Genomic DNA, 19,242 nt, shown 5'->3' with positions numbered 1-19,242 from the left:
GATCGGGATTCCAGTATCTTCACTTTTAATAGTTTAAGGCAGAATTGACGGTTGATCCGCCCCTTCTTTCTCAACCTTCTGCTGCAGCATGTGCTCACGCTTCATACCCAGCTTCAGCGCCAGCGCCGATGCTACGTAGATAGAAGATGCAGTACCGATGGAAACACCGATCAGCATCGTCAGCGAGAAGCCTTCCAGTACCGGACCACCGAACAGGAACAGCATCAGAATAACCATCAACGTCGTACCGGACGTAATCAACGTACGGTGCAGCGTCTGAGTCAATGACACGTTAAAGATTTCGTAAGGCGTACCGCGACGAATTTTGCGGAAGTTTTCACGAATACGGTCAGATACGACGATACTGTCGTTCAGCGAGTAACCGATTACCGACATCAACGATGCGACGATAGTCAGATCAATCTCGATATGGAACAACGACAGGATCCCAAGTGTGATAATCACGTCATGCGCCAGAGCGATAACTACCCCTGCCGCCAGTCGCCACTCAAAGCGGAAACCGACGTATACCAGGATGGAGATCAACGCCGCCATCAGCGCCATTGCACCGGTTTGCGCCAGGTCTGCACCCACGCTCGGACCTACGAATTCAATTCGTTTCACCGCGGCGTTTTGGTTGGTGGATTCGTTAATCACACTCAACACTTTGCTGCCCAGTACCTGACCGCCGTCTGCGCCTTCAGTTGGCGGCATACGCACCATAATGTCGTGGCTGCTGCCGAAGTTCTGCAGAAGCGGATCAACAAAGCCCGCTTTCTCCAGCGCATCGCGCATCACGTCCATATCGGCCGGTTTTTCCAGCGTGATTTCAATTACCGTACCACCGGTGAAATCGAGACCCCAGTTAAACCCACGTACGCCCATCACCACGATGGCCGCAATCAGCAGGAAACCTGAAATGCCGAAAGCCCAGTAGTCCCAGCGCATAAAGTCCCAGACTTTACGGCCGTGGTTCAATTGTTCAACAGTATATTCCTGTGCCACTTCGCACTCCTCAGATTGACAGCTTTTTGACGCGCTTGCCGCCATACAACAGGTTTACGATGGCACGTGTACCGACAATCGCGGTAAACATCGACGTCGCCACACCAATACCGGTAGTAATCGCGAACCCTTTAATTGCCCCGGTGCCAACTGCGTACAGGATAATGACCTTAATCAGCGTCGTAATGTTCGCATCAAAGATGGAGCTAAATGCGCCCGCATAACCTTCATTGATGGCCTGCTGCACCGAACGCCCGTTACTCAACTCTTCTTTGATACGTTCGTTAATCAGTACGTTCGCATCGACCGCGACAGCAAGGGTTAAGACGATCCCCGCAATCCCCGGCATACTCAGCGTAGCGCCCGGCAGCAGCGACATAATACCGACAATCAGTACCAGGTTAGCAATCAGCGCACTGGTCGCGATCAGACCGAACTTCTTATAGAAGAAGATCATGAACAGGATAGACACCACCAGACCGGCCAGACACGCTTCCAGACCCTGTTTAATGTTCTGCATACCCAGGGTAGGACCGATGGTACGTTCTTCAACAATCTGAATCGGCGCAATCAACGCACCGGCACGTAACAGCAGAGAAAGCTGACGCGCTTCGTTCGGGTTGTTAATACCGGTGATACGGAAGCTGTTGCCCAGGCGAGACTGGATGTTGGCGATGTTAATCACCTCTTCCTGTTTCACCAGCACTGCGCGACCGTTGGCATCTTTTTTACCGCTGTCTTTGTACTCCACGAACAGGGTCGCCATCGGCTTACCGATGTTGTCCTTGGTGAAGTTGGACATGATGTTACCACCCGCGCTATCCAGCGAGATGTTAACCTGCGGCTGATTGTATTCGTCCTGGCTGGAAGTGGAGTCGGTGATATGATCACCGGTCAGGATCACGCGTTTGTACAGCACAACCGGCTGACCTTCACGTGACTGTTTCACTTCCGAATCACCCGGTACACGCCCGGATGCCGCAGCAGACTGGTCAACGTTGGTGTTCACCAGACGGAATTCCAGCGTCGCGGTAGCGCCCAGAATTTCTTTCGCACGCGCGGTATCCTGAATGCCTGGCAGTTCGACCACAATGCGGTCAGCACCCTGACGTTGGACCACCGGCTCAGCAACACCCAGTTGGTTAACACGATTACGCAGAATGTTGATGTTCTGCTGTACCGCGTATTCACGGGCTTCGCTCAGGCGCGCATCGGTCATCACCGCACGCAGAACATTGCTGCCCTGGCTGGAAATAACCAGATCCTGGTGACGCTTGCTCAGGTAAGAGATAGCTTCATCACGGGCGCTGCTATCACGGAAGGTGATGCTCAGACCGTAGTTATCTTCTTTGCGAACGGTAGTATAAGGAATGCCTTTTTCACGCAGATCGCTGCGCAGGCTATCGATATTTTGTTCCTGCAACTTACTCAGCGCGGTGTCCATATCCACTTCCATCAGGAAGTGAACGCCGCCACGCAGGTCAAGACCGAGTTTCATCGGTTCTGCGTGAATGGCTGCCAGCCAGCGTGGAGTTGCCGGTGCAAGGTTAAGCGCCACGACGTATTGATCGCCCAATACGCCCATTAACACTTCACGTGCGCGCAGTTGGGTATCAGTGGAGTCGAAGCGCGCAAGAATAGCACCCTCTTCCAGAGCCACAGACTTAGGTGTGATTTTATCTTCTTGTAACGTTTTCTGGACCTGGATCAGCGTTTGCTCACTGGCGGCGGCACCGCGCACGCCAGTGATTTGAACAGCCGGATCCTCACCATACAGGTTGGGAAGCGCATAGAGCAGACCGACGACAATAACGACGATCAGCATGACATACTTCCACAAAGGATAACGGTTTAACACGGCAGTTCCCTTTGGGAAAACAATAAATTACAGCGCCTTCATGGTGCCTTTCGGCAGAACGGCAGCTACGAAATCACGTTTAATAACCACTTCAGTGGTGTCGTTCAGCGCGATAGCGATGTAGCCAGATTCTGCTACTTTGGTCACGCGACCCACCAGACCACCGTTAGTCAGCACTTCATCGCCTTTCGCAATGGAGTTCATCAGATTTTTGTGTTCTTTGGTGCGCTTTTGCTGCGGGCGCAGGATCATGAAGTAGAAAATCAGACCAAACACCACCAGCATCAGAATCAGAGACATCGGGCTGCCCTGCGCCGGAGCACCTGTTGCCGCTACCGCATCAGAAATAAAAAAGCTCATTCAAATTCCCTCATTATTAAAATTAATCAACGTTCACAGGTGGAACTGGTCTACCCTGACGTTGGTAAAAATCGGTCACGAAGCTCTCTAATTTACCCTCTTCAATAGCCTTGCGTAAACCCGCCATCAAACGCTGGTAGTAGCGAAGGTTATGAATCGTGTTGAGTCGCGCGCCCAATATTTCGTTGCAACGGTCGAGATGATGCAAGTAAGCGCGCGAATAATTGCGACAGGTGTAGCAATCACACTCAGCATCGAGCGGACTGGTGTCGCTTTTATGTTTCGCGTTACGAATTTTTACCACGCCGTCAGTCACAAACAAATGACCATTACGGGCATTTCGCGTTGGCATCACGCAGTCAAACATATCGATACCGCGACGTACGCCTTCAACCAGATCTTCTGGTTTGCCGACGCCCATCAGGTAACGAGGTTTATCTGCCGGAATCTGTGGGCATACATGCTCCAGGATACGGTGCATATCTTCCTTCGGCTCACCGACAGCCAAACCGCCGACAGCGTAGCCATCAAAACCGATGTCTACCAGACCTTTAACGGAGATATCACGTAAATCTTCGTAAACACTGCCCTGAATGATGCCAAAAAGCGCATTTTTGTTGCCGAGGCTATCAAAACGATCCCGACTGCGCTTCGCCCAACGCAGAGACATCTCCATCGAGCGTTTAGCATAGTCCCAGTCGGCCGGATACGGTGTACATTCGTCGAAGATCATGACGATATCGGAACCGAGATCGTATTGAATCTCCATTGATTTCTCGGGATCGAGGAAAATCGGATCGCCGTTGATCGGGTTACGGAAATGCACGCCCTGCTCGGTAATCTTACGGATATCACCCAGGCTGAAAACCTGGAAGCCGCCGGAATCGGTGAGGATTGGCCCTTTCCACTGCATAAAATCGTGCAGATCGCCATGCAGTTTCATAATTTCCTGTCCCGGGCGCAGCCACAGGTGGAAGGTGTTACCGAGGATAATCTGCGCGCCAGTTGCTTCAACTTCTTCCGGCGTCATGCCTTTCACAGTACCGTAAGTACCGACCGGCATAAAAGCAGGTGTTTCTACTACGCCACGATCAAAAACCAGGCGGCCGCGGCGAGCGCGACCGTCTGTGGTATCCAGTTCAAATTTCATCTTAACTCCTGCGTCAGAAAAACAGTCCGACGTTTTAAATACTCATATCGCGGATTTATTCCCCGACACGCTCAGAAATAGCCTGCGGATTGTACGTGATAAACATCGCATCACCGTAACTAAAAAAGCGATATTCCGCTTTTACCGCTTCATGATAGGCGTGCATGGTGTTTTTATAACCAGCAAACGCGGAAACCAGCATGATCAGCGTTGATTCCGGCAGGTGGAAGTTGGTTACCAGGGCATCAATCACCTGATATTTATAGCCAGGATAAATGAATATTTGCGTATCGCCGAAAAACGGCTCGATAAGGTCGTTTTTGGCCGCCTGTGCCGCGCTTTCCAGTGAACGTACGGAGGTGGTGCCCACCGCAATCACGCGGTTGCCGCGCGCTTTCGCCGCCAGCACAGCATCAACGACATCCTGCGGCACTTCCGCATATTCGGAGTGCATGATGTGATCTTCGATGGTGTCTACGCGCACCGGCTGGAAAGTCCCCGCGCCCACGTGCAGAGTGACGAACGCCATTTCAATGCCTTTATCGCGCAGCTTAACCAGCAGCGGATCGTCAAAGTGCAGACCCGCAGTCGGCGCGGCGACCGCACCCGGTTTTTCGCTATACACGGTCTGATACAGCTCGCGGTCGGCATCTTCATCCGGACGGTCAATATACGGTGGCAGCGGCATATGGCCGATGGCGTTAAGGATATCCAGCACGCTGCGCTCGTCGTTAAACTCGACTTCAAACAGCGCGTCATGGCGTGCCACCATCGTTGCTTTAATACTTTCGTCGTCGCCCAGCAGCAGCTCGGCCCCCGGCTTTGGCGCTTTCGAGGCGCGAATATGCGCCAGAATACGTTTGTCATCCAACATACGCTCGACCAGCACCTCGATCTTGCCGCCGCTGGCTTTACGGCCAAACAGACGCGCCGGAATAACGCGGGTGTTGTTAAAGACCAGCAAATCGCCAGGGTTGAGCTTATCGAGCAAATCGGTGAAAGTACCGTGCGTCAGCGCGCCCGTCGGCCCGTCCAAAGACAGCAAGCGGCAACTACTGCGCTCAGCTTGCGGATAGTGGGCAATCAGGGATTCGGGTAGTTCAAAGGTGAAATCGGTAACGCGCATGACACTGACTCAGACTAAAATAAGAGGCGGGTAGTCTAGTGCCGGGGCGTCCTCCCTGCAACCTTTACCCCTCAAGTTAAAAGACATAATCTATACACAAAATCATTCAAGATGCATCGAGGCGGCAACTGAATGAGTCCCCGGGAGCTTACTCAAGTAAGTGACTGGGGTGAGTGAAGGCAGCCAACAAAGAGGCAGTTTGAAGGATGAAGTGGATATGAATTTTCTTGCACATTTGCATCTGGCTCACCTTGCCGACAGCTCGCTTTCCGGCAATTTGCTGGCCGACTTTGTCCGGGGCAATCCGGAAACGCACTATTCGCCTGACGTGGTGGAAGGCATCTTCATGCACCGTCGTATCGACGTGATGACCGATAACCTGCCGCAGGTGTGTGAAGCCAAAGAGTGGTTTCGCAGCGAAACGCGCCGTGTCGCGCCGATTACGCTGGACGTAATGTGGGATCATTTTCTGTCGCGCCACTGGTCGGAAATATCCCCCGACTTCCCGCTGGCGGACTTTGTGCGCTATGCTCGCACCCAGGTGACCACTATTTTGCCTGAATCGCCACCGCGCTTTATCAATTTAAACAACTATATATGGTCAGAGAAATGGCTTGAGCGCTATCGGGACATGGATTTTATCCAGAACGTCCTGAATGGCATGGCCAGCCGCCGCCCACGACTCGATGCCCTGCGTGACTCATGGTATGACCTGGATACGCATTACGATGCGTTAGAGGAACGATTCTGGCAGTTTTATCCGCAAATGATGGAACAGGCGCAGCGTAAAACCCTTTGACTACAGCCCGTATTAGCCGCCGGATAAGCAGTAGCCGCCATCCGGCAAAAGATTGATAGACAAAACCTGTCTCATTGATTGCCAGCGCCTCTTTGTCTTATTCCCGAACACTCTCTATACTGGCCCGCGTTGCGTTCCAAAAACCCCTTAACATTGCAGGAGAATTATATGGTACTGGTAACTCGTCAGGCTCCGGATTTCACAGCAGCTGCGGTACTGGGTAGCGGTGAGATCGTTGAAAACTTCAACTTCAAACAGCATACCAACGGTAAAACTACCGTTCTGTTCTTCTGGCCGATGGACTTCACCTTCGTTTGCCCGTCTGAACTGATCGCTTTCGACAAACGTTACGAAGAATTCCAGAAGCGCGGCGTGGAAGTTGTTGGCGTTTCCTTCGACTCTGAATTTGTCCACAACGCATGGCGTAACACCCCTGTCGACAAAGGCGGCATCGGTGCAGTGAAATACGCAATGGTTGCTGACATCAAACGCGAAATCCAGAAAGCCTACGGCATCGAGCACCCGGAAGCGGGCGTTGCTCTGCGCGGTTCTTTCCTGATCGACGCTAACGGCGTTGTTCGCCACCAGGTGGTTAACGATCTGCCGCTGGGTCGTAACATCGACGAAATGCTGCGCATGGTTGACGCGCTGCAGTTCCACGAAGAGCACGGCGACGTTTGCCCGGCACAGTGGGAAAAAGGTAAAGAAGGTATGAACGCGTCTCCGGACGGCGTAGCAAAATACCTGACCGAGAACGTTTCCAGCCTGTAATTGGCATGAATCGTAAGAGGCCCGCAAATTGCGGGCCTCTTTTATTGGTTTATGTCGGATTACCCTTTTTCACTTCACGCCAGATTCGCCACGCCATAAGCGCCAGTACGGCGACCCCAAGAATTAACGCCCCCCACACCAACAGCGTTTTCCACTGGCTTTGTTGCTCAGCTACTGACGTTGCCGTCAATCGCGCTTCACCACCAAGCGCCACGCTCTCCTGAAGAGTCGCCCACGGTAGATAATCTATCTCCTGCGATTTACGCAGCGACGCCGGGATCAGCATATCGAGACCAACATCTGCCTTTTTCGCCGCCCGGTTTCCCCACGCCAGCATATAAGGCCCTTTGCCCTGCGTATTAAACACCAGTTGATAACTGTCGCGCATGCCGCTCAACTCAGGCAGCCTCTCTGGCAACCGGGCGTTAATGGTCGTCATCCGGACGGCCTCAACCAACTGACCGGAAAGATGAATATCTTCCGCACTCCTCCAGTCCAGATTGTAAAGCATGGTTTTTGTCAGCGGCTGCCAGGGCTCTTTTTCAGCGCTGCGCCAGGCCAGTTCCACCGGTAAAACACCTTCACTTTCCAGATCGATGCGAAGCGAGGTCAGCGGCTGGGGCTGCGCCCATCGCCAGACGGCTTCGTCATCCGAAACCTTAATCCCCTGGGCTTCAATCACGATACGCTCGGATTCCGGCTCGCTGCTGGCCGCTATCGCGCTCACGCTGTTTAACGTCAGCGCCGGACTTTGCGAGTCGAGGATCACCAGCAGGTAACGAGTCGCCTCCGCAGAGAGCGTGAGGCTGGCGCTGATGGTGTCCATTTTCAGGCGATCGTTATCACGCGTCAGATCCATTAACGGCGCATCTTCCTGCACGGGTCGCCAGTAGCGCAAATCACTGCTTGCATAAACCGAGGCTTTCCCCTGCCAGTTGCCCGCCTGCGAGTCCCAGTTCAGGCGTAACTGCGCCAGTGAAAAGGCATCTTTCGTCTCTTCCGGGAGCGTCAGTAAATAGCTCTGGCCGAGCGCTTTGACATCATCACTTTGCAAATGAATTTCAATGCCGCTCTTCGAGCGTAAAACAATAGCGTCTCCGCCTCGTTGCCCCTCCTCACGCGGCGCAACCGGTGACATATCAAGCGGGAAAAAACGCAGCGCCACTGCCTCTGGCGTAACGGGCTGGGTTTTCTGCACCACCAGAGTAAACGGCACCGTCTCCCCCAGATGGTTAAAGACCCGGACATCGCGCAAATCCGCCCAGGCGGTACCCGGATACACCGCCGGAGGTAGCGAAACGCGATACCACGGCGATGTGCCCGTAGTTTCCAGCGTCACCCCCGTTACGTAGTCCGCCGGAGACTCTTTCACTTCATCGCTGCTTACCGCCGCGCCTGTCGCGCCTGTCGCGCCCAACAGTACGCTGCATAACACCGCTTTCATCCATTTCATTTTTCTTCTCCTGCTTTGGGCGGTAATGGTGAAAAATACCCGATAATCAACACCAGAATGGCCACGCCGATAAACGCAACCGCGCGCGCCAGACCGCCGCCTCCTGCGCTGTCCACCAGCATCAGTTTCACAATGACTATCCCCAGCAATACCGCGCCACACAGCCATTCCCGACGCGAGCGGCGCCGGGTCGCCCGCAGCATCACCACCAATGCCGCCAGCATCCAGAACAGAGCAAAACAGGTTTGAATCAGCCGTGAATCCCATAGTGCGTCTACACGCCACGCAACCTCGCCATACCAGGACAATGCGCGCAGCAGCACACCATTGAGCCACCAAAAGCTGAGCGCCATCAGCGCCACAACCGGCCATGGGCGACATACCGAAAGCTGCACCGGGAAATAGCGTTCAGACGCGCGATAAAACACCACCAGGCCCAGTAGGGCAAAAGCTGCGCCCTCTTCCAGCGGGTTGAGCAACGGCAGATAAGTCTGACGATAAACTACGCCATCTTGTAAATTGGTCAGCACGAGCAGACCGACCAGCACCAGCACAACGGGAACCATCGCCTGAACAGAATAGAGGGTAGGCCAGATGCGAAACGGCCAGATTTGTCGATGAACAGACTGATAAATCAGGAAAATAAGCAGCCCGCCAGCCGCCATCATCAGGCCGCTACCCCACGCAGCCCTTCCCCACGGCAGCCCCTGCGCGAACCAGAACAGCTCAACCGCGAGCGCCAGTAAAATCATCCATAAGAACGATAAATGCGCCAGTCTGGAAAGCATTGGCGGTAATATTTGTGCGTCACGCCAGAGCAGCGCTATCGCAACAATTAGCGCCGCGCACCAGGCCAGATTCGGCCAGCCCGCCGCAAAAATCTGCTGTACAGCGATCTGATACATCAGCATCACCAGCATCATCGGCCACAGCAGCCATTTACTGGCATCCAGCTCCCGCCACGCCAGGCGACCCGCGATACTTCGCCAGCCCCAGCTCGATACCGCCATTAATGCCAGCACACCAGACAGCACCCACCGATCCTGTTTCAGAACGAGTTGCGATGCCGCAACGAGCGCAATGATCCAGAAAACCAAACCACCAGCGAGTAGCGCCCAACTGCCCGGCATCCAAATGTTGCGCCATAGCCACGCAGCAACCAGCCAACTGAGGCTGAGCACGGCAAAAATCAGCATGACTGAGAGCGCGGTTGTTCCGTTCGCCAGCGCCCATAGCGCGCTCCCCACGGCCAGCACGAGCAGCGCCGTACCGCTATAACTCATGCGTCGTTGCTGTTGTTGCACGCCCAGCCAGAGGATCCCAAGCCCCTCCAGCGACCAGGCCATCGCCGTCCAACGGGCTGAAAGCGCCAACGGGATAGCAAGCGTGGTAAACGCACCACCGAGCGCCAGGGCGGACAATACCAGAGGTCTCCCCAGAGAAGAGGAACGCCGCAACGCAAACTTTGCTAACACCAGATAGAAACCACCGTAGCCCAGCGCACTAAGCGCCGGACCATAAGCCATATGCCGGGTAATGGCATACTGCATTCCAAAACCGATCAGCGGTGGGGCAAATAGCAGTACGCCGTCAATAACCTGTTTGCCTTTTTCCTGCGCCCGGAGCGACAACGCCACGCTCAGCACGCCAAAAATAATCGTGTTGGCGATCAGGAACAGTTGGCAACTCAGGTAATACTCTGGTCGATAGCCCTCCAGGCCCCACACCCCGCCAACGCCGAAGGTGAACAACAGGCCAAGCAGATTAAGCTCCCGCCAGTGCTGCCAGATGCTGATGGCGAGAATGCCGACCGAGAGCAGAAGATAGAATGAGAAGAGCGCGACATGACTGCCGCCGCCGGTGGAAAGCAACAGCGGCGCGAGATAACCGCCAAGACTTGCCAGCATCGCCAGGCTGAGCGCCTTTTGCAGAATAGCCAGCCCCACACTCGCCGCACAAATCACCACCAGCAGCGCAAATGCCAGCGTCATTGGCAGCATTTGCCACAGCCGGAACGCGCCAAAGACGGTGAGATAGAGTGCTCCGGTAGCTCCCCCCTGTAATATCAGCGCATAGAGCGGTTGCTTATGCCGCAACCGCCAGCCCAACGCCAACAGCACAATAGCGAACAGCGCGGCCGCCACCAGACGCAGCTCCAGCGGAAACAGAGAATGTTCGACCGTATAACGCAGCAGGAAAGAAAGCCCCAAAAACAGGAGCAAAATACCGAGCTTTGCCAACGGGTTACCCTGCATAAACCAGCGCACCAGCGATGACATTACCCCGCCAAAAGCAGAAGGCCGCTCGACGTCGGGCGTAGATACCGCCGCATTATCCGGCTTCGGCTGTGAAGCCCACGGGTTAACGGGCTCAGGCGGCGGCTCAGTTACTGGCTCCGGCGATACGCTGCTCATCGCAGCCGTTGGCGCATCGGCAGGAACAATATCTTTTGCTGCCGTTGGCTCAACGGCGCTGGTCTGCGCCACACCGCGCAGCTCCAGCTCCTCTACCCGACGGCGCAAGACCATCAGCTCAGAACGTACAGCCGCACTGCGTCTGAATGCCACGATCGCGAGGCCAGGAACCACTACCAGCGCGAAGAATAATACAATGCAGCCAAGGGTTAGCAGCTCATCCATGTTTCCACCTTCACTGTATAAAGACAGACCAGAATGACACAAATTGTTGCAGTTGCGCCATATCGGTTAACACGATGAACCGCTTTTCAGAATAGACAATCAGCCCCTGCGTTTGGCCAGGGGCTGTGATGAGGGATTAAAACGCGAAGCAGGAGCAGCCAAGCGCGCCCCAGAAAGCCCGGTCATCTGACACCGGAATTGCCGATTTACGCGCTATATCATGCTGATGACCGTGTACGCCGCAGCTGCCGCAGCACTGGTGCATCTGCACCATTGCGCCAATTTTCGCCGTAGCAGGCGGCGCTGAGCGATAGTGCCCCGGCACTTTTACCACCGGCGACCAGTCAGGTACAACCGGGATGGCCGGCGGCGCCAGCGGAGTGAAATGCCCGGCCGCATACACCACTTTGCCATCGACAATGGTCATTACCGACTCTATGCCTTTGATCTCTTCTTCCGGCACACTGAAGTAATCTTTAGACAGCACCACCAGGTCTGCCAGTTGGTCTTTCTCGATGCGCCCTTTCTTACCCTGTTCGTTGGAGAACCAGGCGCTACCGGCCGTCCACAATTCCAGCGCCACATCGCGCGGCAGGCGATTGTTATCATCGTACATCGCCATCCCTCCCACAGTACGGCCCGAAACCAGCCAGTAGAGCGCTGTCCACGGGTTGTAGCTGGCCACGCGGGTGGCATCAGTCCCCAGTCCTACCGGAACTTCAGCCGCCAGCATTTTCGCCACCGGCGGGGTATGTTTGACCGCATCTTTGCCGTAGCGATCGACAAAATATTCGCCCTGAAACGCCATACGGTGCTGAACAGCGATCCCGCCCCCCAGCGCTTTTACGCGCTCGATATTCCGTTCGGTAATCGTTTCAGCGTGATCGAAGAACCAGTGCAGCCCATTGAACGGGATATCGCGATTCACCTTCTCGAATACGTCGAGCATTCGGCTGATGGATTCATCGTAGGTGGCGTGCAGGCGGAACGGCCAGCGGTGCTCCACGAGGTGGCGCACCACGCGCTCCAGCTCATCGTCCATACCTTCCGGCAGATCCGGGCGTGGCTGGAGGAAGTCTTCAAAATCCGCGGCCGAGAAGACCAGCATTTCCCCTGCCCCATTGGCACGGTAGAAGTCGGTCCCCTGCCCTGGTTTGAGCATATCGGTCCAGCGTTCAAAGTCTTCCAGTTCCTGCTGCGGACGCTGGGTAAACAAGTTGTAGGCGATGCGCACCGTCATCTGTTTGTTGGCGTGTAACTGCTCAATTATCTCGTAATCTTCCGGGTAGTTCTGAAAACCACCGCCTGCATCGATGGCGCTGGTCAGCCCGAGACGGTTCAGCTCGCGCATAAACTGCCGGGTCGAGTTGACCTGCATTTCCAGCGGCAGTTTTGGTCCTTTTGCCAGCGTCGAATAAAGGATCATGGCGTTGGGTTTGGCGATCAGCATCCCGGTTGGGTTACCGTTGCTATCACGCACAATCTCACCACCCGCCGGGTCCGGCGTCGCCTTGGTGTAGCCGACTGCTTTCAGTGCGGCACGGTTCAGCATAGCTCTGTCGTAGAGGTGCAGAACAAAAACTGGGGTATCCGGGGCCGCTTCATTCAGTTCTTCGAGGGTTGGCATGCGACGTTCGGCAAACTGGAATTCGCTCCAGCCGCCCACCACGCGCACCCATTGCGGCGATGGCGTTCTGTCAGCCTGCTCTTTGAGCATGCGTAGCGCGTCCGCCAGCGACGGAACGCCTTCCCAACGCAATTCCAGGTTGTAATTCAGACCGCCGCGAATGAGGTGCAGGTGCGAATCGTTCAGGCCCGGGATCACCGTATGCCCTTGCAGATCGACAACCTGCGTCCCGTCGGTGGCAAAACTCATGATGCGATCGTGGCTACCGGTCGTCAGGATCTTACCATTGGCGATCGCCACCGCCTCGACCTGCGGGTTTTGTCTTTCGAGAGTATGAATTTTTCCGTGAGTCAGAATCAGTGTGGCAGTTTGAGACATAACAATCTCCTGAGAAACCGGTCAGGCTTTTTTCAGCCATCCGGCAAACAGACGGGTTACGATGGGCATCCAGAACCAGACCACCAGCGCAACCACACAGGCATCATTGATCAGATGCAGGAGTAACGAGCCCTTCATGGCAGGCAGCACAATGCCGGTCAACCACGGCACCAGATTGGTGCTGGGAAAAATCACCAGCAGGGTTATCAGAAACTGTTTCCAGCGCCTGGGCTGACGTACATGGGGCGCGGGCGGCGTAAACCAGAACGCCGCTTCGGTGCGGATTTCAGTTTTATCCCCTTCCGCCAGCAGCGGGGCAATCTCTTCGACCAGCACGCGGCGCGTATCGGACTGGGTCCAGTTATACAGATGCTCAAGCGTGTCGAAGCGGATAATGATGTTCCACAGATTGTTGCCATCTGCTGGACGAATCACATTCGCCCCCAGATGACCGGGAAACTCGGCCGCCACCGGCATGATTTTCCCCAGCCACTGCTCATACCGCTGCGCTTGTTCAGGCAGCAGGGTGTGGGAAATCACCAACGTCACATGTTTGTTCTGCGCCATAAAGGGTTCCTTGTTGAGAGGAAACAGGCCCGCTTAGGCCACGGAAGCAATACACAAAATCATTCATGGCGCATCGAAGCGGCAAGATTGTGTATCCCCGGAAGCTGACAAAGTGAGTGACCGGGGTACGCAAACGAAGCCTACAAAGAGGCAACATGAAGGATGAGGTGTATTTAGGCTTTACGTTCCGGCGCGCCATGCACCATGGTGTAGGCGTAATCCACGCCCATACCGTAGGCGCCGCTGTGCTCACGTACCAGATCCATGACGGCGTCGTAGGTTTCTTTGCGGGACCAGTCGCGCTGGTACTCGAGAAGAACCTGTTGCCAGGTCACAGGTACGGCACCCGCCTGTACCATGCGGTCGATAGAACGCTCGTGGGCATCCACGGACGTGCCGCCAGAAGTGTCAGTTACCACATAAACTTCGTAACCCGCTTCCAGCGCCATCAGCGCCGGGAAAGTCAGGCATACTTCGGTCCACAGCGCGGAGATAATCAATTTTTTACGCCCGGTCGCTTCCACGGCTTTCACAAACGCCGCATCTTCCCAGGAGTTCATCGAGGTGCGTTCAATTGGTTTCACATCAGGATGAACCGCTAACAATTCCGGCCAGATATAACCGCTAAAACTTTTCGTTTCCACAGAAGTATAAATCACCGGAACATTAAATATTTTCCCGGCCTTCGCTAATGCCACGGTATTATTTTTCAAAGTCTGGCGGTCAATATTCGCCACACCAAATGACATTTGCGGCTGATGATCAATAAAAATAAGCGTTGAGTTTTGAGGGTCAATCAGTTCCCGAATAGACATAGCACACCTTCTTAATCAATAAGTTAAAAGGCAACGGTCTGTATCTGCCGTCAGCAGCAGGATCCTGAATCAGAAAGCTTGTTGAGTATAGCGGGAAATTTCTAACGAGTTATTAAAGAAAACTTACCATCCAGTGAAACTATTAATTTTGTGTTGCGATATATCCTAAACAACATCAAAAAAATGCGCATGACTCATCTAATTTATTCACTGGCATTGTTTTTCTCCATTCGGTACAACAGAGGGGTTTAATTTTCAGGATATTTTCTGCTTATGCGCATCAATCTGGATGTTTTGCTAATTCTCGACGCACTTGATAAACAGGGTTCATTTGCCGCGGCGGCGGAATCGCTGTTTAAAACCCCTGCAGCACTCAGCTATATGATTCAAAAGCTGGAAAGTGATTTGAATATCGAGTTGCTTGACCGTTCCGGTCACCGGGCAAAATTTACCGACACCGGTCAGATGATGCTGGAAAAGGGACGTTTGCTGCTGAGTGCGGCAAAAGATCTCGAAAAGCAGGCGGTGCAGCTGAGTTCAGGCTGGGAAAAAGAGCTGGCGATTGCGCTGGACGACTCCTTCCCTTTCTCCTCGCTGTTGCCCATTATCGATGAATTTCACGCGCTGAATAAGCAAACCCGCCTTAACTTCACCCACCATACGCTGGCGGGCTCCTGGGAGGAGCTGACGCATAATGGAGCAGATATTATTTTGGGGGCGATTAATGAACCGCCTACGTCAGCGGCCTGGTCCTACAAAATGCTTGGCACGCTGGACAATGTGTTTGTCGTTGCGCCTGAGCATCCGCTGGCCGCAGCACCGGATGGCCTGACTAACGAACAGCTGTGCCTGCACCGGGCGATTGTCATTAGCGACAGCGCCCGCTTTTGTCATCCGTTACAAACCAATCTGATGGAGGAGCAGGCGCAGATTCGCGTTGATGATTTCCACAGTAAGGTGATGCTACTGCGGGCCGGCTTGGGTTGCGGATTTCTCCCCCGCCATATTGCTAACCCGTGGCTTGCCACGGGCGAGCTGGTGGAAAAAACGGTGATCTCATTTCGCCAAAAAGACGTGGCCTATATGGCCTGGCGCAATAACCGCGATGGACTGGCGCAGCGCTGGTGGCGGGAAACGCTGCTGGCAAGCCCGGATGTTACGCGCTTATATCAATGACCCATCCACACCGAGGCGGAAATCGCCGGCAGCGTCAGGATATCCTCGGCAAGCACGCCTTTGCCCTCCTGGTGCTGCCATTGGCTGACGCTAAGTAATGGCGAGGCTGGCAGGACCACTTCACAGGCGTGGCCACGGTTAATCGCCACCAATACGCGCTGGCGGTTTAGCACGCGTAAAAACACCACCACGTTATCCTCGGCGTAAATCACCTGACAACCACCATGGCGCAGCGCCTGGCTCTGGTGGCGTAATGTTGCCAGCCGCTGATACAACGCCAGCAGGTTAGCGTCCTGTTTTTCAGGCTGCCACGGGAATGGTTTGCGACAAAACGGATCGTTGTTCCCATCCAGTCCCACTTCGTCACCGTAGTAAATACAGGGCACGCCAGGCCAGGTAAACAGCCACACCACCGCCAACGGTAAACGTGCGACGTCTTTACCGAGCAGAGATTTAAAACGGGCGGTATCGTGGCTGTCGAGCTGGTTGAACATCCGCAACTGCTGCTGATGCGACAAACCCGCGCGATAGTTATCCATCCACGCCATACAGGTCTGGGCGTCAATGAATTGCGGATCGTATGAGATATCGGTATTGGCGAGGAATCCCCATACAGGGAAGGTAAAACCGCGATAGTTCATGGCGGCATCTTCCGCGTCGGCCTGCAACCATTGGCGCGCGTCGCCAAAATGCTCGCCCACCACATACGCCTCTGACTGGGTCTCTTTCGCCGCCTGCGTAATTCCGGCCACGTGCTGCAGGTTGTTATGCGCACCACCGGCCTCTCCCAGCATATGCACCACGTCAAGACGCCAGCCGTCCATACTCCACGGCGCTTTCAGCCAGTGGCGAACGATGCTGTCTTCGCCGCGATAAATTTCATTCACCAGGCTTTCAGAGGAAAAGTCCAGCTTGGGCAGGCTGGAATACCCCAGCCAGTCGAGCGCGACGCCGTCGGCTGAGAAATGATACCAGTCGCGCCAGGGGGATTGCGGATTATGGCACGCGCCATCCGTTCCCCGATTATGTCGGTCAAACCAGGCGTGTGAATCGCCGCTATGGTTAAAAACACCGTCGAGAATCAGGCGCATCCCCTGCTGTTGGGTGGTGTGACGCAGGCGCAGCAGCGCCCTGTCGCCGCCAAACTGCGGATCAACATGACGGTAATCTTCGGTATCGTATTTATGCACACTCGGCGCGGTAAATACCGGATTCAGGTACAGCGCCGTGACGCCTAACGTTTTCAGATACGGCAGCTTTTCGCTGATGCCGTCCAAATCGCCGCCATAAAACGTGGAGCCACCGGCCTGGGCCGTAAGCGGTTCATCCCACTCGCGCCGCACAATATCGTGTCCGGCGGCATGGTGGTAATAGACGTTATCCTGAGTCGCTTCACGCGACTGGCTGCGGGCAAAACGGTCCGGGAAAATTTGGTAAAAAATCTGATCGGCGACCCACTGCGGACCGTTATCCGGCACATCAACAGCAAACTGCTCCAGACGCGCAGGCGGAAAACGGCTGAATCCCTGCGGGGTAAACCACAGCTGACGATCGAGCCAAAGTAATTTAAAGCTATAGCGTCGACGAGGCTGTCCGCTGGAGAGATCGATCGCCGCTCTCCACGCGGTCATGCCCGGTTGCGGCTGGCTGCGTTGCTTGTGCATACCCAGCGAAATCTCTTCGTTATCGTTTTCTGCGCGTAGCGTCACCCGCTGGGGTGGATTTTCCCCCGCCAGCCATAATGTAATCGTCAGTTGATCTTTGTTTTGCTTAACAAATGGGGCAACCGGAAGGTGCCAGGCGTTCAACATCACGTATCCCCTTTGATGATAATGACGTCACCTTGCCATAGCGAAGTGCAGGATCACTCATCATCTTAACGTTTATTGGGGGAGGAGTGTGGGGGAGGAGAAAATTGCCGGGTAACATTAAGCTACCCGGCAAAAATATTACTGCGCTTCAGCCAGTTGGCGCTCGCGACGGCGCTTGAAAACCCAGCCGGCAAGCAGCAGGATAATCCACGCAAAGCCGACGTATAGCGAAATGCGGGTATCCGGATGATAGCCGATAAGCGCGATGATAAAGACCAGGAAAATCAGGCCAATGACGGTCGTCACAACCCCACCCGGCACTTTAAATTTCAGCGCCTTAACCTCTTCCGGCGGCAGACGACGACGGAAGGCAATTTGTGACAGCAGGATCATAATCCACACCCATACCGTTGCGAAGGTCGCCAGAGAGGCGATCACCAGGAAGACGTTTTCCGGCATGATGTAGTTAAGATACACCGCAAACAGCAGCGCGATAGTCATCACCATCACCGTCACCCATGGCACGCCACGACGCGACGTCTTGGCGAATATTTTCGGCGCGCTGCCCTGCTCCGCCATACCATGCAGCATACGCCCCACGCCAAAGACGTCAGAGTTGATGGCCGACAGCGACGCGGTCAGGACTACGAAGTTGAGGATCCCGGCGGCAAAGGTAATCCCCATATGCTGGAACGTCAGAACGAACGGGCTACCGTCAGTGCCGACCTGGTTCCACGGGTAAATAGACATGATGACGAACAGCGTCCCCACGTAAAACACGAGGATACGCATCGGTACGGAATTGATGGCGCGCGGAATAGATTTTTCCGGGTCTTTGGCTTCGCCAGCGGTAATCCCGATAATCTCAATCCCGCCGTAGGCGAACATCACCATTTGTAGCGACATCACCATGCCGAGCCAGCCGTTACTGAAGAAACCGCCGTTGCTCCACAGATTATGGATACCAGTAGGCTGTCCGCCGTTACCAATCCCCCAAATGATGATGCCAAAACCGGCGACAATCATGATGATAATGGTGGCGACTTTAAAGAACGAGAACCAAAATTCCAGCTCGCCAAACACCTTCACGCTCATCAGGTTGATGGCGCAGATAATCAATACCACGCTGAGTACCCAAATCCAGTGCGGTACGGCCGGGAACCAGACGCCCATGTAAATACCAAAGGCAGTCACATCGGCAATGGCGACAATCAGGATTTCAAAACAGTAGGTCCAGCCGGTTATGTAGCCTGCCAGCGGTCCGAGGTTTTCCTGCGCATAGCGCGAGAAGGAGCTGGCAGCAGGGTTATGAACGGACATTTCGCCCAGCGCGCGCATAATGATATACGCCGCTACGCCGCCGATAATATAGGCCAGCAACACGCTTGGCCCCGCCATTTTGATGGCATCGGCCGAGCCGTAGAACAGCCCGGTACCAATTGCTGAACCTAATGCCATAAAGCGAATGTGCCGGGTGCTCAGCCCACGCTTTAGCTTGTTATTACTTTCCATCGATTCCTAACCTGTTAACACAATAAAAAACCACGGGGCCATGTTAATAGCCCCGTGGTTAAAACTTATTGTCAGTGATATTAGTGTGCGCTGGAGGTCACTTGTCGACCCGCTGCACGATCCCAGATAACTGCCAGGACCACCATCACGACTGTTGGCATCAACCACGCCAGCCCCTGCTCCGCCAGCGGTAAA

Annotated in this window: 16 protein-coding genes; 3 read left to right on the top strand and 13 right to left on the bottom strand. The window is 54.6% G+C overall.

What is annotated here, in order from left to right:
* Window positions 1–33 precede the first annotated feature (33 nt).
* Genes secF through queA form a run of 5 tightly spaced genes read right to left on the bottom strand, consistent with a single transcriptional unit; the run spans window position 34 to window position 5,499 of the window.
* Window positions 34–1,005: a protein translocase subunit SecF gene (gene secF, locus KQJ19_RS12120; protein ID WP_003021550.1), complete on the bottom strand. Its 972-nt coding sequence runs from the start codon at window positions 1,003–1,005 to the stop codon at window positions 34–36.
* Window positions 1,006–1,015: 10 nt separating this feature from the next.
* Window positions 1,016–2,863, bottom strand: coding sequence for a protein translocase subunit SecD (gene secD, locus KQJ19_RS12115; protein WP_216403694.1), 1,848 nt, complete (start codon window positions 2,861–2,863; stop codon window positions 1,016–1,018).
* A 27-nt stretch (window positions 2,864–2,890) separates the two neighbouring features.
* A complete protein-coding gene (yajC, locus tag KQJ19_RS12110; protein ID WP_003021544.1) occupies window positions 2,891–3,223 on the bottom strand; it encodes a preprotein translocase subunit YajC in 333 nt (110 codons plus the stop codon).
* 22 nt (window positions 3,224–3,245) lie between these two features.
* The gene (tgt, locus tag KQJ19_RS12105) at window positions 3,246–4,373 is read right to left on the bottom strand and encodes a tRNA guanosine(34) transglycosylase Tgt (RefSeq protein WP_003021535.1); all 1,128 of its coding nucleotides are present in this window, start codon (window positions 4,371–4,373) and stop codon (window positions 3,246–3,248) included.
* 55 nt (window positions 4,374–4,428) lie between these two features.
* Window positions 4,429–5,499, bottom strand: coding sequence for a tRNA preQ1(34) S-adenosylmethionine ribosyltransferase-isomerase QueA (gene queA / locus KQJ19_RS12100; RefSeq protein ID WP_216403693.1), 1,071 nt, complete (start codon window positions 5,497–5,499; stop codon window positions 4,429–4,431).
* 217 nt (window positions 5,500–5,716) lie between these two features.
* Here queA and acpH point away from each other — a divergent pair, with 217 nt between their 5' ends.
* Window positions 5,717–6,298: an ACP phosphodiesterase gene (gene acpH / locus KQJ19_RS12095; RefSeq protein ID WP_216403692.1), complete on the top strand. Its 582-nt coding sequence runs from the start codon at window positions 5,717–5,719 to the stop codon at window positions 6,296–6,298.
* Window positions 6,299–6,466: 168 nt separating this feature from the next.
* Window positions 6,467–7,069 carry a peroxiredoxin gene (locus KQJ19_RS12090; protein WP_003021524.1) on the top strand — a complete coding sequence of 201 codons (603 nt, stop codon included), beginning with the start codon at window positions 6,467–6,469 and terminating at the stop codon, window positions 7,067–7,069.
* Between the two features lie 49 nt (window positions 7,070–7,118).
* On the opposite strand, the gene KQJ19_RS12085 is transcribed toward KQJ19_RS12090, so the two are convergent.
* The 5 genes from KQJ19_RS12085 to KQJ19_RS12065 all read right to left on the bottom strand — a co-directional run bounded on the left by KQJ19_RS12085 (window position 7,119) and on the right by KQJ19_RS12065 (window position 14,548).
* Window positions 7,119–8,522, bottom strand: coding sequence for a DUF3999 domain-containing protein (locus KQJ19_RS12085; protein ID WP_216403691.1), 1,404 nt, complete (start codon window positions 8,520–8,522; stop codon window positions 7,119–7,121).
* The gene (locus KQJ19_RS12080; protein WP_216403690.1) at window positions 8,519–11,161 is read right to left on the bottom strand and encodes a DUF2339 domain-containing protein; all 2,643 of its coding nucleotides are present in this window, start codon (window positions 11,159–11,161) and stop codon (window positions 8,519–8,521) included. The genes KQJ19_RS12085 and KQJ19_RS12080 overlap by 4 nt, the downstream gene beginning before the upstream one ends.
* Before the next feature lie 136 nt (window positions 11,162–11,297).
* On the bottom strand, window positions 11,298–13,166 hold the full coding sequence (locus KQJ19_RS12075) for an amidohydrolase (protein WP_216403689.1): 1,869 nt from the start codon (window positions 13,164–13,166) through the stop codon (window positions 11,298–11,300).
* 21 nt (window positions 13,167–13,187) lie between these two features.
* Window positions 13,188–13,733: an antibiotic biosynthesis monooxygenase gene (locus KQJ19_RS12070; protein ID WP_016152022.1), complete on the bottom strand. Its 546-nt coding sequence runs from the start codon at window positions 13,731–13,733 to the stop codon at window positions 13,188–13,190.
* Between the two features lie 173 nt (window positions 13,734–13,906).
* Window positions 13,907–14,548, bottom strand: a complete 642-nt coding sequence (locus tag KQJ19_RS12065; RefSeq protein WP_003021513.1) for a hydrolase — start codon at window positions 14,546–14,548, stop codon at window positions 13,907–13,909.
* A 273-nt stretch (window positions 14,549–14,821) separates the two neighbouring features.
* On the opposite strand from KQJ19_RS12065, the gene KQJ19_RS12060 reads away from it, so the two are divergent.
* Window positions 14,822–15,724, top strand: coding sequence for a LysR family transcriptional regulator (locus KQJ19_RS12060; RefSeq protein ID WP_141874908.1), 903 nt, complete (start codon window positions 14,822–14,824; stop codon window positions 15,722–15,724).
* Here the strand turns inward: KQJ19_RS12060 and malZ are convergent.
* From malZ to KQJ19_RS24010, 3 genes are all read right to left on the bottom strand, one after another.
* The gene (malZ, locus tag KQJ19_RS12055) at window positions 15,718–17,535 is read right to left on the bottom strand and encodes a maltodextrin glucosidase (protein WP_216403688.1); all 1,818 of its coding nucleotides are present in this window, start codon (window positions 17,533–17,535) and stop codon (window positions 15,718–15,720) included. The two genes, KQJ19_RS12060 and malZ, sit on opposite strands and share 7 nt — an antisense overlap.
* A 138-nt stretch (window positions 17,536–17,673) precedes the next feature.
* Window positions 17,674–19,047 carry a proline-specific permease ProY gene (gene proY, locus KQJ19_RS12050; protein ID WP_216403687.1) on the bottom strand — a complete coding sequence of 458 codons (1,374 nt, stop codon included), beginning with the start codon at window positions 19,045–19,047 and terminating at the stop codon, window positions 17,674–17,676.
* Window positions 19,048–19,127: 80 nt separating this feature from the next.
* On the bottom strand, window positions 19,128–19,242 hold a 115-nt coding region (locus KQJ19_RS24010; RefSeq protein WP_253296350.1), incomplete at its 5' end, for a branched-chain amino acid transport system II carrier protein.

It is taken from the genome of Citrobacter sp. S46_ASV_140 (assembly GCF_018919545.1).
Classification (GTDB): domain Bacteria; phylum Pseudomonadota; class Gammaproteobacteria; order Enterobacterales; family Enterobacteriaceae; genus Citrobacter; species Citrobacter braakii.
This window is presented reverse-complemented; position numbering and strand designations above follow the sequence as displayed.

What these genes read in the sequence shown, in the direction of transcription:
- yajC (WP_003021544.1), bottom strand. Translation starts at nt 3,223, where the DNA reads ATGAGCTTTTTTATTTCTGATGCGGTAGCGGCAACAGGTGCTCCGGCG.
- KQJ19_RS12080 (WP_216403690.1), bottom strand. Translation starts at nt 11,161, where the DNA reads ATGGATGAGCTGCTAACCCTTGGCTGCATTGTATTATTCTTCGCGCTG.
- KQJ19_RS12065 (WP_003021513.1), bottom strand. Translation starts at nt 14,548, where the DNA reads ATGTCTATTCGGGAACTGATTGACCCTCAAAACTCAACGCTTATTTTT.
- KQJ19_RS12070 (WP_016152022.1), bottom strand. Translation starts at nt 13,733, where the DNA reads ATGGCGCAGAACAAACATGTGACGTTGGTGATTTCCCACACCCTGCTG.
- KQJ19_RS12060 (WP_141874908.1), top strand. Translation starts at nt 14,822, where the DNA reads ATGCGCATCAATCTGGATGTTTTGCTAATTCTCGACGCACTTGATAAA.
- proY (WP_216403687.1), bottom strand. Translation starts at nt 19,047, where the DNA reads ATGGAAAGTAATAACAAGCTAAAGCGTGGGCTGAGCACCCGGCACATT.
- KQJ19_RS12090 (WP_003021524.1), top strand. Translation starts at nt 6,467, where the DNA reads ATGGTACTGGTAACTCGTCAGGCTCCGGATTTCACAGCAGCTGCGGTA.
- KQJ19_RS12075 (WP_216403689.1), bottom strand. Translation starts at nt 13,166, where the DNA reads ATGTCTCAAACTGCCACACTGATTCTGACTCACGGAAAAATTCATACT.
- malZ (WP_216403688.1), bottom strand. Translation starts at nt 17,535, where the DNA reads ATGTTGAACGCCTGGCACCTTCCGGTTGCCCCATTTGTTAAGCAAAAC.
- queA (WP_216403693.1), bottom strand. Translation starts at nt 5,499, where the DNA reads ATGCGCGTTACCGATTTCACCTTTGAACTACCCGAATCCCTGATTGCC.
- KQJ19_RS12085 (WP_216403691.1), bottom strand. Translation starts at nt 8,522, where the DNA reads ATGAAATGGATGAAAGCGGTGTTATGCAGCGTACTGTTGGGCGCGACA.
- acpH (WP_216403692.1), top strand. Translation starts at nt 5,717, where the DNA reads ATGAATTTTCTTGCACATTTGCATCTGGCTCACCTTGCCGACAGCTCG.
- tgt (WP_003021535.1), bottom strand. Translation starts at nt 4,373, where the DNA reads ATGAAATTTGAACTGGATACCACAGACGGTCGCGCTCGCCGCGGCCGC.